Below are 15,345 nucleotides of genomic sequence, written 5' to 3' on the forward strand. Positions count from 1 at the left end.
CTATGAGGGCAAGCAGGCGTTGAACTACCGCTATGGCCCGGTCGTATTCCACACCAACACGACCGGCGCCTGTCAGCCGCCGAACGGCTGCGGCATGTCCCAGGCTTTCGAGTTCGGCGGTGCGTATGCGCTGCCCGGCAAGGCCTTCCAGGTGACGGGCGCGAACGTGCCTTGATCTGATCGAATTTGCGATCGATCCCCGCCGGCCCGCTTCAAGCGGGCCGTTCTTCGTTCAGCTCCGCCAAGCGCTGCGGCGTGCCGACGTCGGTCCACCGTCCTGCGTAAAGCGCGGCTGCGATTCGGCCCTCGTGCACCGCGGCCCGAAGCAGGGGTGCCAGCGGCGCCTTGAGGCCTGTCGGATTGCCGGGCGGGATGTTGCAATAAGGGGCCGCGAACAGCGCCGCGCGATAGAGGCCGATGGTGGAAAAGGTGTAGCGGACGCCGCCGCTGTCCTGCTGGCTCGCCCGCCCGGCAGAGTCGAGTCCGAAATCGCCCTTGGGGTTGTGGGCTGGGTTCGGCACCAGCCACAGGTGCGCGAGCAGGCCGCTGGCCGCGAAGCGGTCGACCGCGGCCTGCGTGAAGGCGAAATCCGGCGCGAACACATCGCCCGCCACCACCCAGAACATCTCGCCCAGCGTCGGCAGCGCGCGCACGATGCCGCCCGCGGTCTCGAGCGCGCCGCCGAAATCGCGGCCCTCGTGCGAATAGCGGAGCGTGGACGCGCCATGCCGGGCGCCGAAGCGGGCCTCGATCTGCTCGCCCAGCCAGGCCGTGTTGACGACCACATCGGTGAAGCCGCCCGCCGCGAGCGCCTCGAGCGGCCATTGCATCAGCGGCTTGCCGCGCACCTCGAGCAGCGGCTTGGGCGTGCGGTCGGTCAGCGGCCGCATGCGTTCGCCGCGGCCGGCGGCCAGGATCATCGCCTTGATGCCGCTCATGCGGAAACCGCCCCGATCCCGCCGCGCTGCAGGCGGTGCCGCTGTGCCTGGCCGGCCACGAACAGATCTTCGAGCGCTTCCATCAACATCTCCGCCCTGCCGGAGTGATCGGCGCCGAAGTTGCAGACATAGACATCGATCGTCACGCCGCGCTGCTCCGGCCAGGTGTGGACGCACAGGTGCGATTCGGCCAGCAGGACGGCGGCCGTGACGCCGCCGGCACCCTCCGGCGTTGCCGGGAAGGCATGGAACAACTGGCCGACGACCTGCAATCCGGCGGCTTCGGCGCGCGCCACGCAGGCGGCGCCGAGGGTATCGGCCTCGACCAGCCAGCGCCCGTCGCAGCGGCAGTCGAGAAGGTCGGCGGTGAGGTGGAGGCCCTGCATGGAGCGGCACTCTAGCAGCCCCTCCCGGCTTCCCGTCGGGGCCCTTCCACCCCGCCCGTTAAAATACCGGGTTCCCCCCTAACCTGCCCCCCCCCAGAAAGAGCCACAGATGGCCAACCAAGCCTTGATGGCCAACGCGATCCGCGCGTTGGCAATGGATGCCGTTCAACTCGCCAACTCGGGGCATCCCGGTGCCCCGATGGGCATGGCCGACATGGCGGTTGCGCTGTGGGGCGATCATCTGAGGCACAACCCGGCCAATCCGCACTGGTTCGACCGCGACCGCTTCGTGCTGTCGAACGGCCACGCCTCGATGTTGATCTATTCGGTGCTGCACCTGACGGGCTATGCGCTCCCGATCGAGGAACTCAAGCACTTCCGCCAGTTGCACAGCAAGACCGCCGGCCATCCCGAAACCGGCATCACGCCCGGCGTCGAGACCACCACCGGTCCGCTGGGCCAGGGCATCACCAATGCGGTCGGTTTCGCGCTGGCCGAGAAACTGCTCGCGGCCGAGTTCAACCGCAACAGCCACGAAATCGTCGACCACCACACCTACGCCTTCCTCGGCGACGGCTGCTTGATGGAAGGCATCAGCCATGAGGCCGCGGCGCTGGCCGGCGCCTGGAAGCTGGGCAAGCTGATCGCGCTCTACGACGACAACGGCATCTCGATCGACGGCCCGGTCAAGCCCTGGTTCATCGACAACACCGAGGAGCGCTTCAAGGCCTACGGCTGGCACGTGATCGGCCCGATCGACGGCCACGATGCCAAGGACGTGTCGAAGGCCATCGAGAAGGCGAAGAAGAACGCCGACCGGCCGACCCTCATCATCTGCAAGACCCAGATCGGCAAGGGCAGCCCGAACCGCGCCAACACCGCCAAGGCGCACGGCGAGCCGCTGGGCGCCGACGAGATCGGCCTCACCCGCAGCGCGCTGCAGTGGTCGCATTCGCCGTTCGAACTGCCGCCCGCGGCCTACGAGGAATGGGACGCCAAGGCCGCCGGCGCCAAGAACGAAGCCGCCTGGAACGACAAGTTCGCGGCCTATTCGGATGCCTTTCCGGACCTGGCCGCCGAGTTCACCCGCCGCATGAAGGGCGAGCTGCCGAAGAACTTCCACCAGACCGCCTTCGATACGGTGGTGGCGGCCCACACCAAGGCCGAGACCGTGGCGTCGCGCAAGGCCTCCCAGCTGGCGCTCGAAGCCTTCACCGCCGCGCTGCCCGAAATGCTCGGCGGCAGCGCCGACCTGACCGGCTCGAACCTCACCAACACCAAGAGCACGCCGAGCCTGCGCTTCGACGACGAAGGCGCCGTGGTCCGCAGCGAAGGCAACGAGCAGTTCCCCGACGGCCTGCTGGGCCGCCACATCAACTACGGCGTGCGCGAGTTCGGCATGGCGGCCATCATGAACGGCGTCGCCCTGCATGGCGGCTTCATTCCCTACGGCGGCACTTTCCTGACCTTCAGCGACTACAGCCGCAACGCSATCCGCATGGCSGCGCTGATGAAGCAGCGCGTGATCCACGTCTTCACGCACGACTCCATCGGCCTCGGCGAAGATGGCCCGACCCACCAGTCGATCGAGCACGCGGCCTCGCTGCGTCTGATCCCGAACCTCGATGTCTGGCGTCCCGGCGACACCGCCGAAACCGCCGTGGCCTGGGCCGTCGCGCTGCACAACGCCGACCGCCCGACCGCGCTGCTGCTGTCGCGCCAGAACCTGCCCTATTCGCCGAAGAAGGACCTGAGCGACATCGGCAAGGGCGCCTACGTGCTGTCCGAGCCTGACGCCGTCGGCCTCAAGAACAAGAAGGTCAAGGCGGTCATCATTGCCACCGGCTCCGAGGTGCAGCTGGCGCTGCGCGCCCAGGAACTGCTGGCGGCGAAGAAGATCGGCGTGCGCGTCGTCTCCATGCCTTCTACCACCACCTTCGACCGCCAGGACGTGGCCTACAAGAAGAGCGTGCTGCCCAAGGGCACGCCGCGCATCGCGGTCGAGATGGGCTGCACCGACGGCTGGTGGAAGTACGGCGTCGCGGCCGTCGTCGGCATCGACACCTACGGCGAGTCGGCCCCCGCCGGCGTGCTGTTCAAGCATTTCGGTTTCACGGCAGAGAACGTCGCTGCCACGGTCGAGGCGGCGCTCGCGCGCTGAAGCCTCGGCCTTGCCTTCCCAGTTTTCAACCATCCAGGAGCATCAGACATGGCTATCAAACTCGGCATCAACGGTTTCGGTCGCATCGGGCGCAACGTGCTGCGCGCGGCGGTGCAGAACTTCAAGAACGACATCGAGATCGTCGCGATCAACGACCTGCTCGAGCCAGACTACCTCGCCTACATGCTCCAGTACGACTCGGTGCACGGCCGCTTCCAGGGCGAGATCACGGTCGATGGCAACACGCTCGTCGTCAACGGCAAGAAGATCCGCCTGACGCAGGAGCGCGACCCGTCCAAGCTCAACTGGAGCGACGTCGGCGCCGACATCGTGCTCGAATCGACCGGCCTGTTCCTGACCAAGGAGACGGCGCAGAAGCACATTGACGCCGGCGCCAAGAAGGTGCTGCTGTCGGCCCCCAGCAAGGACGACACGCCGATGTTCGTCTACGGCGTGAACGACAAGAAGTACGCCGGCGAAGCCATCATCAGCAACGCCAGCTGCACCACCAACTGCCTGGCGCCGCTGGCCAAGGTGCTGAACGACAAGTGGGGCATCAAGCGCGGCCTGATGACCACGGTGCACGCTGCCACCGCGACGCAGAAGACCGTCGACGGCCCGAGCAACAAGGACTGGCGCGGCGGTCGCGGCATCCTCGAGAACATCATCCCGTCGAGCACCGGCGCCGCCAAGGCCGTGGGCGTGGTGATCCCCGAACTCAACAAGAAGCTCACGGGCATGAGCTTCCGCGTGCCGACCTCCGACGTCTCGGTGGTCGACCTCACGGTCGAACTGGTCAAGGATGCCACCTACAAGGAAATCTGTGCCGAGATGAAGGCGCAGAGCGAAGGCGCGCTGAAGGGCGTGCTGGGCTACACCGAGGACAAGGTGGTGGCCACCGACTTCCGCGGCGACCCGCGCACCTCGATCTTCGACGCCGAGGCCGGCATCGCGCTGGACGGCACCTTCGTCAAGCTGGTGAGCTGGTACGACAACGAATGGGGCTACTCGAACAAGTGCCTCGAGATGGTCCGCGTGATGGCCAAGTAAGCCTGCGCCACGCCATGAAGAAACGCGCCTTCGGGCGCGTTTTTCTTTGGCGGACCGGCTCCGTGTTCAGACGGGTTCGAGCACGTGGATCAGCCGGCTCTCGGTCCAGTCCTTGACCTTGGCGCCATAGGCCGCCATGTGCGGCGCCGCGGCGTGCGCCTGCAGGTCGGCCAGCGTTTCCCACTTCTCGATCACGACGAAGGTGTCGGCACCGAAGGAGCCGCGCGAGGCCGGCATGCCCGCGGCGTCGATGGTCGCGGTGTACTCGATGCAGCCTTTCTCGGCCAGCACGGCGGGCCGGTTGGCCCGGTAGGCCTCCAGGATCAGATCGCGTTGGCCGGGCTTGGCCGTGATGACGGCGACGACGTGAATCATGTGCGGATGCTCCTTCGTTGGAATGAACCGTCGAATTTAAGAGCAAAGCGCGACGCGCGCCTGTCGCCGGTGCATCCCCGGTCAGCGCGTCAGCACCATCCACAGCACGCCGAAGCGATCGGTCACCATGCCGAAGGCCGGCGAGAAGAAGGTCTTGCCCAGCGGCATCTGCACCTGGCCGCCCTCGCCCACGGCGCTGAACAGGCGCTTCGCCTCGGCCTCGTCGGCGGCCAGCAGCGACAGCGCGAAGCCCTGGAAGTTCGGCTTGCCGCTGGCGCGGCCGTCGGAAGCCATCACCGTGGTCTCGCCGATGGTGAAGCTCGCGTGCATCACCTTGTCGTCGGAGCCGGGCGGGCACATGTCCGGGGGCGGCGGCTCGGGGCTCTCCTTGAAGCGCATCAGGTCGACGATCTTGGCGCCGATCGCCTTGCCGTAGAACGCGAGCGCTTCCTCGCAGCGGCCTTCGAAGAAGAGATAGGGCTGGACTTGCATGGCGTTTCCTTTCGTTGAGGGAGGGGTTCCGGATGCCAGGCCATGGCGCCCGGGGCGTTGCGATTCCTTCCCGAGACTGTTTGTGTACAACGTCCACAAAACATAGCAGAGATAATGGACGCTGTCCACATGAAGGAATCGATGCGCTCGCAGACCGCCTCCAGCCCCCCGGCACGCAGTACCTACCGCCATGGCGACCTGCGGCGTGCGCTGCTGGAAGCCGGCGTCGAACTGGCGCGCAGCGGCGGCCCCGAGGCCGTGGTGCTGCGCGAGGCGACGCGGCGCGCGGGCGTGGTTCCGAACGCGGCCTATCGGCACTTCGCGAGCCGGCTGGCCTTGCTGCAGGCGGTGCGCGCCGCCGCCCTGTCGGCGGTGGCCCGGGCCATGGAGGAAGAACTCGCGCGCGTGGATGCGGCGCGCGACCCGCTGGCGCAGGCCCGTGCGAGCGTGCGCGCCGTGGGCACCGGCTACCTGCGCTTCGCACAGGCCGAGACCGGCCTGTTCCGCACCGCATTCGCTACGCCGGTCGATGTCGACGATGCACCTGCCGAGGCCAAGGGGGGCGATAGCGGCCTCGATCCCTTCGAACTCCTGGGCGCGGCGCTCGACCGCCTGGTCGATGCCGGCGGCATGGCGCCCGAGCGACGTCCGGGCGCCGAGTTCCTCGCCTGGTCGGCGGTGCACGGCCTGGCCCTGCTGATCATCGACGGCCCTTTGCGCGGCCTGCCCGCGGCGCAGGTCGGTGCATTGGGGCAGCGCTTGCTGGACATGGTCGAAAAAGGACTCTGATAAACAGGCTGTAACCGCGAATAACTTGTACTTTAGTTTTGGTGCGACTACCTTCGGACGCCCGAACGAGAGCGTCCGCCAATGGCAATGCTGATCCTCATGACCCCCACCGGCCAGACCACCCAGGTGCCGGTGTCGGAGCCCGGCATGACCATCGGCCGGGCCGAGCACAACCATGTGGTGCTGGCCTCTGCGCGGGTCAGCCGCTTCCACGCCAGGTTGAGCACCGAAGGGCCGTTGGTGATCCTGCGCGACCTGGGCAGCCGCAACGGCACCTTCGTGAATGGCAAGCGGGTCGAGACGCAGGTGCTGGCCAATGGGGACAACATCGACATCGCCGGCTACTGGATCCGCTTCCTGGCGCCGGAGCAGGAAGTGATCGCCGATGAAAGCGTGCGCCTGCTGAGCATGCGCGGCGGCGTGGACTGAATCCCGCCGGACCGCGTCAGCGCGTGTGGTGCACCGGCGCGATCTCGTACACCGGCGTCGGCAGCCCCTCCATCCGGGCCTTGAGCTGCAGCGCCAGGAACTGCGAATAGTGCCGTGACTGGTGCAGGTTGCCGCCGTGGAACCACAGTTGCGGCACCTGCGTCGGCTTCCACATGTTGCGCAACTCGCCCTCCCAGGGCCCCGGGTCCTTCGGCGTGTCGGAACCCAGCCCCCAGACCTTGCCGACCTTGTCGGCCACCGCGGGCGAGATCAGGTCGGCCAGCCAGCCGTTCATCGAGCCGTAGCCGGTGGCGTAGACGATCAGGTCGGCCGGCAGTTCGCTGCCGTCGCTGAGCGTCACCGACTTCGGGTTGATGCGCTCGATGGTCACGCCGCTGCGCAGCTTGATGCTGCCGTTGGCCACCAGCTCGGAGGCGCCGACGTCGATGTAGTAGCCCGAACCGCGCCGCAGGTACTTCATGAAGAGGCCCGAGCCGTCGACGCCGAAGTCGAGCAGGAAGCCGGCCTTCTCGAGCCGCGCATACAGGTCGGCGTCGCGCCGCTTCATCTCGTCGTACACCGGCACCTGCATCGGCGCCATGATCCGGTAGGGGATCGACGCGAAGATCAGGTCCGCCTTGTCGGTCGTCACGCCGGCTTTGACCGCCGCTTCGGAATACAGGCCGCCGAGCGCCAGTTCCATCAGCGAGTCGGACGGCGCGATGTGGGTCGAGCTGCGCTGGATCATGGTCACGTCGGCGCCGTTCTCCCACAGGGCGGCGCAGATGTCGTGCGCCGAATTGTTGGAACCGAGCACCACGCACTTCTTGCCGCGCCAGGCCTCGGGTCCGGGATGCGCGCTGGAGTGGTGCTGCTCGCCTTCGAAGGTCTCGGCGCCGGGGATCTTCGGCAGGTTCGGGTAGCCCGAGACGCCGAGCGCGAACACCAGCTGCTTCGGCCGCAGCGTGATCTCCTTGCCGTCGCGCTCGACGACCACCTCCCATGCCTGCTTCGCCTCGTCGAAGCGCGCCTTCTTGGCGGTGGTCGAGCTCCAGTAGTTGAGCTCCATGACCTTGGTGTACATCTCGAGCCAGTCGCCGATCTTGTCCTTGGGCGAGAACACCGGCCAGTCTTCGGGGAATGGCAGGTAGGGCAGATGGTCGTACCAGACCGGGTCGTGCAGGCACAGGCTCTTGTAGCGCTTGCGCCAGGAGTCGCCGGCCCGGGCGTTCTTCTCGACGATGATCGTCGGCACGCCGAGCCGGCGCAGCCGCGCGCCGAGCGCGATGCCGCCCTGCCCGCCGCCGACGATGACGACGTAGGGCTGTTCCGTGAAGCCCAGCGTCTCGGCCTCCTGCTGGCGCCGTTCGAGCCAGGTCTTGCGCGCCGGATTCGCGCCGTGCTCCGCGCCCTTGATTCGCCGCTCGCCCTTGCGTTCCTCGAAGCCCTTGAGCTCGGTCATCGTCGTGAGTAGCGTCCAGGCCTTGCCGCCGCGCAGCCGCAGGTGGCCGCGCCCACGCGCCACCGCGGTCTCGAAGCTGAACCAGGCCTCGACCACGCCATCGGCCTCGGTGGCGTCGCCCTCGACCGCGAAGGCGGTCGGCTTCGTGTCGGCCAGCCGCGCCTCGAGCATCGCGCGGATCGCGTCGGGCCCTTCCTGCGTGCGGATGTTCCAGGTGAAGGCGACCAGGTCGCGCCAATAGCCCTCGGGCTCGAACAGCGCGACCGCGGCGTCGATGTCGCGGCGCTCCAGCGCGGATTGGAAATCGGCCAGCCAGGCGCCGGCGATCTGCGTCGGATGGGTCGACAGATCGGTCATCTTCCTTGTCTCCTTCGTTCGCGCCCCGCGAGCGGGCCGGGCGAGAACCGTACGCCCATCGATCGCCGACGTCAAACCTTCTCGACGCAGGTGCCCGGACGTCGCGTCGCTGTGCGATGCCCGCGCGGCCCTCGTTGCGAGATGTATCGGCCGGCTCGCCGCCGCCTTGACATCGGCCCCCGCAGCCTGATCTCATGGATCTCGTGCACGCCGATTTCCACCCCGCCGTCTCCCGCTGGTTCGAAGCGACTTTCCCTGGGCCCACCGAGGCCCAGGCGGCCGCCTGGCCGGCGATCGCCGCCGGCCGCCACACGCTGATCGCGGCGCCGACCGGCTCCGGCAAGACGCTCACGGCCTTTCTCTCCGCGCTCGACGGCCTGGTGCGCCAGGGCCTGCAGCCGGGCGGGCTGGCCGACCAGACCACGGTGGTCTACGTCTCGCCCTTGAAGGCGCTGTCGAACGACATCGACCTCAATCTGCAGGCGCCGCTGGCCGGCATCCGCGCCGAGCTCGCGGCGCTGGGCCTGCCCGATGTCGAGATCCGCACCGCGGTGCGCACCGGCGACACGCCGGCCCGCGAGCGGCAGCAGGCGCTGCGCCGTCCGCCGCATGTGCTGGTCAGCACGCCCGAGTCGCTCTACGTGCTGCTCGGCTCGGTGTCGGGCCGGCAGATGCTGTCGACCGTGCGCACCGTGATCGTCGACGAGATCCACGCCATCGTCGGCAGCAAGCGCGGCAGCCATCTGGCGCTGTCGCTCGAGCGGCTGCAGGCGCTGTGCCGGCAGCCGCTGACGCGCATCGGCGTCTCGGCGACGCAGAAGCCGATCGGCGAGATCGCGCGCTTCCTGGTCGGTGCCGGCGCGGTGGCCGATGGCGTGGCCGATTGCGAGATCGTCGACATCGGCTATGCCAGGCAGCGCGACCTCGCGCTCGAGCTGCCGCCGACGCCGCTCGCGGCCGTGATGTCGAACGAGCAGTGGGAGCAGGTCCATGCGCGCATCGCGGGGCTGGTGCACGCGCACCGCACCACGCTGCTGTTCGTCAACACGCGCCGCATGGCCGAGCGCGCGGCGCGGCAGCTCGGCGAGATCCTCGGCAAGGAGGTGGTCGCGGCCCACCATGGCAGCCTCGCGAAGGAGGCGCGCCTCGATGCCGAGCAGCGCCTGAAGCGTGGCGAGCTCAAGGTTCTGGTGGCCACGGCTTCGCTCGAGCTGGGCCTGGACATCGGCGACGTCGACCTGGTCTGCCAGCTCGGCTCGCCGCGTTCGATCGCGACCTTCCTGCAGCGCGCCGGGCGCTCGGGCCATGCGGTCGGCGGCGTGCCGAAGGCGCGCCTCTTTCCGCAGTCGCGCGACGAGCTGGTCGAGTGCGCGGCCTTGCTTGACTGCGTGCGTCGCGGCGAGCTCGATGCGCTGCACGTGCTGCCGGCGCCGCTCGACGTGCTGGCGCAGCAGATCGTTGCCGAGACCGCCTGTCGCGAATGCGCAGAGGACGAACTCTTCGCACTGGTGCGGCGCGCCTGGCCCTATGCCGAACTGAAGCGCGAGGACTACGCGGCCGTGGTGCGCATGGTTTCCGAGGGCTTCACGACCCGGCAGGGACCGCGCGCGGGCTATGTGCATCGCGACGCCGTGCACCACCTGCTGCGCGAACGCCGCGGCGCGCGCATGACCGCGTTGACTTCCGGCGGCACCATTCCCGAGGCCGGCGACTACACGGTGATGCTCGAGCCGCAGGCGCACAAGATTGGTACCGTCCACGAGGACTTCGCGGTCGAGAGCCTGGCCGGCGACATCTTCCAGCTCGGCAATGCCAGCTACCGGATCCTCCGGATCGAGCCCGGCCGGGTGCGCGTGGAAGACGCCCATGGCGCCGCGCCCAACATCCCGTTCTGGCTCGGCGAGGCGCCGGGGCGCAGCGACGAACTGTCCTTCGGTGTCTCGCGGCTGCGCGCGGAGATCGAGGCGGCGTTGGCCGCGCACGGTGTCGAGGGCGCGATCGACCGGCTGGCGCGCACCGTCGGCCTCGACACCGAGGCCGCGCGCCAGACCGTCGAGCACCTGGCGCGCACGGTGCGCGTGCTCGGCGCACTGCCGACGCAGCAGCGCATCGTGATGGAGCGCTTCTTCGATGCCTCCGGCGGCATGCAGCTGGTGATCCACTCGCCCTTCGGCAGCCGCCTCAATCGGGCCTGGGGACTGGCGCTGCGCAAGCGCTTCTGCCGGCAGTTCAACTTCGAGCTGCAGGCCGCGGCCACCGAGGATGCGATCGTGCTGTCGCTGTCGACCAGCCACAGCTTCGCGCTCGACGAGGTTGCGCGCTACCTGCATTCGGCCTCGGCGCTCGACGTGCTGGTGCAGGCGCTGCTCGATGCGCCGCTGTTCGGCGTGCGCTGGCGCTGGAACGCAACCACCGCGCTGGCGCTGCCGCGCTTCGTGGGCGGGCGCAAGGTGGCGCCGCAGCTGCAGCGCATGAAGTCCGAGGACCTGCTGGCCGCGGTCTTTCCAGACCAGGTCGCCTGCGCCGAGAACCTGGCCGGCGCGCGCGAGATCCCCGACCATCCGCTGGTCGCGCAGACGCTGCACGACTGCCTCTACGAGGCCATGGATGCCGAGGGCTGGCTGCGGCTCTTGAAGAAGCTGGAGGCCGGCGACGTCGAGGTGCTGGCGCGCGATGTGCCGGCGCCCTCGCCGCTCGCGGCCGAAGCCCTGAACGCGCGGCCCTACGCCTTCCTGGACGACGCGCCGATCGAGGAGCGCCGTACGCAGGCGGTGCAGAACCGGCGCTATGTCGATCCGGAAAGCGCCGACGATCTCGGCCAGCTCGATGCCGGGGCGATCGACAGCGTGCGCGAGGAAGCCTGGCCGCGCGCGCGCAATGTCGACGAAATGCACGAAGCCTTGAATGGGCTCGGCGTGGTCACCGACGACGAGGCCTCGGCCAACGAAGGCTGGCGGGCCTGGCTGGAGGCGCTGGCGGCCGAAAGCCGAGCGACGCGCATCGCAGCCGAGGCCGCACCCGGCAACGGCTTGTGGGTCGCAGCGGAGCGACTGGCGCAGGTGCGGGCGCTGTATCCCGCTGCCGCGATGCACCCGCCCGTCGACCCGCCCGCGGGCTTTGCGCCAGCGCAGGACGCTGGCGATGCGCTGCGCGAGCTGCTGCGTTCGCGGCTCGGCGGCCTGGGCCCGGTCCCGGTCCATCGGCTCGCCGCCCAGCTGCGGCTGCCGCCGGCCGACGTCGACGCCGCGCTCGGCGCGTTGCAGACCGAAGGCGCCGTGCTGCAAGGCCGCTTCACGCCGGGCACCCGCGAGCTCGAGTGGTGCGAGCGCCATCTGCTGGCCCGCATCCATCGCTACACGCTGAAGCGGCTGCGGCAGGAAATCGAGCCGGTCGAGCCGCGCGACTTCGCGCGCTTCCTGTTCGAGTGGCAGCACGTCGCAGCCGCGAGCCGGGTCAGCGGCCCGGATGCGCTGGCCGGCATCCTGGCGCAGCTCGAGGGCTACGAGGCACCCGCGGGTCTCTGGGAGCCCGAGCTGCTGCCGGCGCGGGTCAGGGACTATGCCCCGGCCTGGCTCGACGAACTGTGCACGGCCGGGCGCACGCTGTGGACGCGGTTGCGTCCCGTGGCCGTCGAAGGACGGTCCGCCGGAGGCAACACCTCGCTGCGTTCGGCGCCGATCCTGCTGCTGCCGCGTCGCTCGGCGGCGCTGTGGACCGGCCTCGCCCCGGCACCGGCGAACGACGAAGACCTCGGTTCGCGCGCCCAGCGGGTCGCGCGCTTTCTTTCCGACCATGGTGCGTCCTTCTTCGACGAGATCGTCCATGGCACGCATCTTCTGGGCACCGAACTCGAGGACGCGCTGAGCGAACTGGTCATGCGCGGCCGCGTGCATTGCGACAGCTACGCCGGCTTGCGCGCCTTGCTGGTGCCGCCCTCGAAACGGTCTTCGGCGCATGGACGCCGGCACCGGCGCACGGCGCTGTTCGGCATCGAGGATGCCGGGCGCTGGTCGATGGTCCGGGCGCGCGCGCCGGCGCCGTCCGAACCCTCGGGACGCGTCGCCGCCGAAGCCGTCGAGCAGGTCGCGCGCATCCTGCTGCGCCGCTACGGCGTGGTCTGCTGGCGCCTGCTCGAGCGCGAGGCCGCGTGGCTGCCGCCGTGGCGCGACCTGGTGCGCGCCTACCGCCGGCTCGAGGCGCGCGGCGAGATCCGCGGCGGCCGCTTCATCGCCGGCGTCGCTGGCGAGCAGTTCGCCCTGCCCGAAGCGATCGGCCTGCTGCGCGAGCTGCGGCGCCGGCCCCTCGATGGCGCGCTCGTCTGCCTGGCCGCCGCCGATCCCGCGAACCTGCTCGGCACCGTCATGCCGGGGCCGAAGGCCGCGCGCGTGGTGGGTTCCCGCGTGCTGTACCGCGATGGCGTGCCGATCGCCAGCCTGGTGGCCGGCGAGGTCGAACTGCTGCAGACCTTGACACCGGTCGAGGCGCTGGCGGCCCGGCGGGCCTTGTCGCCGGAGCCCTTGTCCCGCATCGCCGAGCTGATCGCTCAGCAGGCTTCGGCCTGAGCCGCGACCGGAAGCGGGCACGCGGCCGCCAGCAGGCCGTACAGGTCCTTCGGGTCGTCCATCGACGGCACCAGTTCCAGCGGCTGGCCGATGCCCAGTTCACGGGCGGCGGCATCGAGGAAGCGCAATGCGGCGAAGTCCTCGAGCGCGAAGCCGACCGAATCGAACAGCGTCAGCTGCGCCGCATCGCCGCGTCCGGGATGCGCGCCGGCCAGCACGCGCCAGATCTCGGTGGCCGGAAAATCGGCCGGCATCTGCTGCAGCTCGCCCTCGATGCGCGTCTGCGGCTCGTACTCCACGAACACCGAGGCGCGCCGCAGGACTTCGGCATGCAGTTCGGTCTTGCCGGGGCAGTCGCCGCCGATGGCGTTCAGGTGCATGCCGGGCTCGATCATGTCGGGTGCCAGGATCACCGCCCGGTGCTTGTCGGCCGTGATCGTCGTCACGATGTCGGCGCCGCGCACCGCCTCGCGGGTGCTGCTGCAGACCACCAGTTCCAGGCCTTCGCCGCGCAGGTTGCGCACCAGCTTGGCGGTCGCGCGGCGGTCGGTGTCGAACAGCCGCAAGCGGCGGATGCCCAGCAGATCGCGAAAGGCGAGTGCCTGGAACTCGCTCTGGGCGCCGTTGCCGATCAGCGCCATCGTGCGGCTGTCGCGGCGCGCCAGGGCGCGCGCAGCCAGCGCGGACATCGCGGCGGTGCGGATCGCGGTCGCCAGGCCCAGTTCGGCCAGCAGCAGCGGCGCACCGGTCGCGACATCGGCCAGCACGCCGAAGGCCATCACGGTCGGCAGGCCGATGCGCGTGTTCTTCGGGTGGCCGTTGACGTACTTGAAGGCGTAGAGCGCTCGATCGGACACCGGCATCAGCTCGATGACGCCATCGGGCGAGTGGCTGGCCGACCGGGCTGCCTTGTCGAAGTCGGGCCAGCGCAGGAAGTCTTCCTCGATGTGCGCCGCGATCCCGGATATGCAGGCGGACAGGCCCTTGCGGGCCACGATGCGCGCGACATCGCGCGCGCCGAGGTGAAGAGTGCTGGCCATGAGGGATGCTCCCGGTCCGTCAAGGAAGTCTAGACATCACTCTGCGACTGTTCCGAGATAGAAAGAAGCGTCCACATTGCTGGCAATATGAACCCCCGTGTCGCGAAACGGCGCCAGCGCGATCGCCCGCGGCTGGCTAAGATTCCCGACCGCCCAGCTGCACTTGGAGTCTTTGGATGACCATCCCCACCACCCGCCTCGGCCGCACCGGCCTCACCGTCTCGCGCCTGGCGCTCGGCACCATGACCTTCGGCTTGCAGACCGACGAGGCGGTGTCGCACAAGATCCTCGACCGCGCCGCCGAAGGCGGCATCAACTTCCTCGACACCGCCGACGTCTATCCGCTCGGCGGCACCGTCGAGACCACCGGCCGCACCGAGGAGATCGTCGGCCGCTGGCTGCGTGCCAAGGGCGCGAGCCGGCGCGGCGACTTCATCGTCGCCACCAAGGCGGTCGGCAAGGTCGGCCCGAACCCCTGGGACCAGGGCGCCTCGCGCAAGCATCTGCTGGATGCGATCGATGCCTCGCTCAAGCGGCTGCAGACCGACCACGTCGACCTCTACCAGCTGCATTCCGACGACCGCGAGACGCCGCTCGACGAGAGCCTCGAGGCGCTCGACGTCATCGTCCGCTCGGGCCGTGCGCGCTACATCGGCGTGTCGAACTTCCTCGCCTACCGGCTGGCGCGCGCGATCGGCCGCGCCGAACTGCACAAGCTCACCCGGCTGGTCTCGGTGCAGCCGCGCTACAGCCTGCTGTTCCGCGAGATCGAGCGCGAGCTGTTGCCGCTGGCGGGCGAGGAAGGGCTGGGCGTGATCCCCTACAACCCGCTCGCGGGTGGTCTGCTGACCGGCAAGTACAAGCCCGAGGCCAAGCCGGAGGCGAACACGCGCTTCACCCTCGGCACGGCCGGCGGCATGTACCAGGACCGCTATTGGAACGAGCGCAGCTTCGGCACCGTCGCGCAGCTGCACAAGCTCGCCGATGAAGCCGGCGTGCCGCTGGCGACGCTGGCCGTGGCCTGGGTGATGGCCAACCCGATGATCACCGCGCCGCTGCTCGGCGCCAGCCGGCCAGAGCAGCTCGATGCGACGCTGGCTGCCGCCGAGTACAAGCTCGATGCCGGCCTCAAGCAGCGGCTCGACGAGCTCACCGCTGAATACCGTAAGGGCGACGCCCCGAGATAGGCTCGCCCCCAGGTTGCCCGGCACTGCGTGTCCGGGCGCCCACCCCCTACCGGGGGCAACACCAGCGGCCCGGCGAAGCCGGTTCCGCGGTGTTTCACCAACGGGCCTGGCTGCGCC

12 protein-coding genes are annotated in these 15,345 nt (G+C 69.4%); 6 read left to right on the forward strand and 6 right to left on the reverse strand.

The window, feature by feature from the left end; genetic code table 11:
- Positions 1 to 212 precede the first annotated feature (212 nt).
- Both AC1D2E_RS26425 and AC1D2E_RS26430 read right to left on the reverse strand, forming a co-directional pair.
- Positions 213 to 920 (reverse strand): nucleotidyltransferase family protein, encoded by a 708-nt coding sequence (locus AC1D2E_RS26425; RefSeq protein WP_478200168.1) that lies wholly within the window; start codon positions 918 to 920, stop codon positions 213 to 215.
- A 14-nt stretch (positions 921 to 934) separates the two neighbouring features.
- A complete protein-coding gene (locus AC1D2E_RS26430) occupies positions 935 to 1,324 on the reverse strand; it encodes an S-adenosylmethionine decarboxylase family protein (RefSeq protein WP_478200147.1) in 390 nt (129 codons plus the stop codon).
- A 109-nt stretch (positions 1,325 to 1,433) separates the two neighbouring features.
- On the opposite strand from AC1D2E_RS26430, the gene tkt reads away from it, so the two are divergent.
- Both tkt and gap read left to right on the forward strand, forming a co-directional pair.
- Complete coding sequence (gene tkt / locus AC1D2E_RS26435) at positions 1,434 to 3,485, forward strand: transketolase (protein ID WP_478200148.1); 2,052 nt, start codon at positions 1,434 to 1,436, stop codon at positions 3,483 to 3,485.
- 48 nt (positions 3,486 to 3,533) lie between these two features.
- Entirely contained in the window at positions 3,534 to 4,535 is a 1,002-nt protein-coding gene (gap, locus tag AC1D2E_RS26440) for a type I glyceraldehyde-3-phosphate dehydrogenase (protein WP_478171339.1), read from the forward strand.
- A 66-nt stretch (positions 4,536 to 4,601) separates the two neighbouring features.
- On the opposite strand, the gene AC1D2E_RS26445 is transcribed toward gap, so the two are convergent.
- Both AC1D2E_RS26445 and AC1D2E_RS26450 read right to left on the reverse strand, forming a co-directional pair.
- Entirely contained in the window at positions 4,602 to 4,910 is a 309-nt protein-coding gene (locus AC1D2E_RS26445; protein ID WP_478200149.1) for a putative quinol monooxygenase, read from the reverse strand.
- Positions 4,911 to 4,991: 81 nt separating this feature from the next.
- Positions 4,992 to 5,402: a VOC family protein gene (locus AC1D2E_RS26450; RefSeq protein WP_478200150.1), complete on the reverse strand. Its 411-nt coding sequence runs from the start codon at positions 5,400 to 5,402 to the stop codon at positions 4,992 to 4,994.
- Positions 5,403 to 5,516: 114 nt separating this feature from the next.
- Here AC1D2E_RS26450 and AC1D2E_RS26455 point away from each other — a divergent pair, with 114 nt between their 5' ends.
- Both AC1D2E_RS26455 and AC1D2E_RS26460 read left to right on the forward strand, forming a co-directional pair.
- On the forward strand, positions 5,517 to 6,191 hold the full coding sequence (locus AC1D2E_RS26455; protein WP_478200151.1) for a TetR/AcrR family transcriptional regulator: 675 nt from the start codon (positions 5,517 to 5,519) through the stop codon (positions 6,189 to 6,191).
- 99 nt (positions 6,192 to 6,290) lie between these two features.
- Positions 6,291 to 6,620 carry an FHA domain-containing protein gene (locus AC1D2E_RS26460; protein ID WP_478200152.1) on the forward strand — a complete coding sequence of 110 codons (330 nt, stop codon included), beginning with the start codon at positions 6,291 to 6,293 and terminating at the stop codon, positions 6,618 to 6,620.
- Between the two features lie 16 nt (positions 6,621 to 6,636).
- Here AC1D2E_RS26460 and AC1D2E_RS26465 read toward each other — a convergent pair whose 3' ends face one another.
- Positions 6,637 to 8,439 carry an NAD(P)-binding domain-containing protein gene (locus AC1D2E_RS26465; RefSeq protein ID WP_478200153.1) on the reverse strand — a complete coding sequence of 601 codons (1,803 nt, stop codon included), beginning with the start codon at positions 8,437 to 8,439 and terminating at the stop codon, positions 6,637 to 6,639.
- 194 nt (positions 8,440 to 8,633) lie between these two features.
- Between AC1D2E_RS26465 and AC1D2E_RS26470 the strand changes: the two genes are divergently transcribed.
- Positions 8,634 to 13,001, forward strand: a complete 4,368-nt coding sequence (locus AC1D2E_RS26470) for a DEAD/DEAH box helicase (RefSeq protein WP_478200154.1) — start codon at positions 8,634 to 8,636, stop codon at positions 12,999 to 13,001.
- Here the strand turns inward: AC1D2E_RS26470 and AC1D2E_RS26475 are convergent.
- On the reverse strand, positions 12,983 to 14,041 hold the full coding sequence (locus AC1D2E_RS26475) for an ornithine cyclodeaminase (RefSeq protein WP_478200155.1): 1,059 nt from the start codon (positions 14,039 to 14,041) through the stop codon (positions 12,983 to 12,985). The two genes, AC1D2E_RS26470 and AC1D2E_RS26475, sit on opposite strands and share 19 nt — an antisense overlap.
- Positions 14,042 to 14,217: 176 nt before the next feature.
- On the opposite strand from AC1D2E_RS26475, the gene AC1D2E_RS26480 reads away from it, so the two are divergent.
- Entirely contained in the window at positions 14,218 to 15,228 is a 1,011-nt protein-coding gene (locus tag AC1D2E_RS26480; RefSeq protein ID WP_478200156.1) for an aldo/keto reductase, read from the forward strand.
- Positions 15,229 to 15,345: the final 117 nt, after the last annotated feature.

This window comes from Variovorax sp. P1_H2 (genome assembly GCF_056405295.1).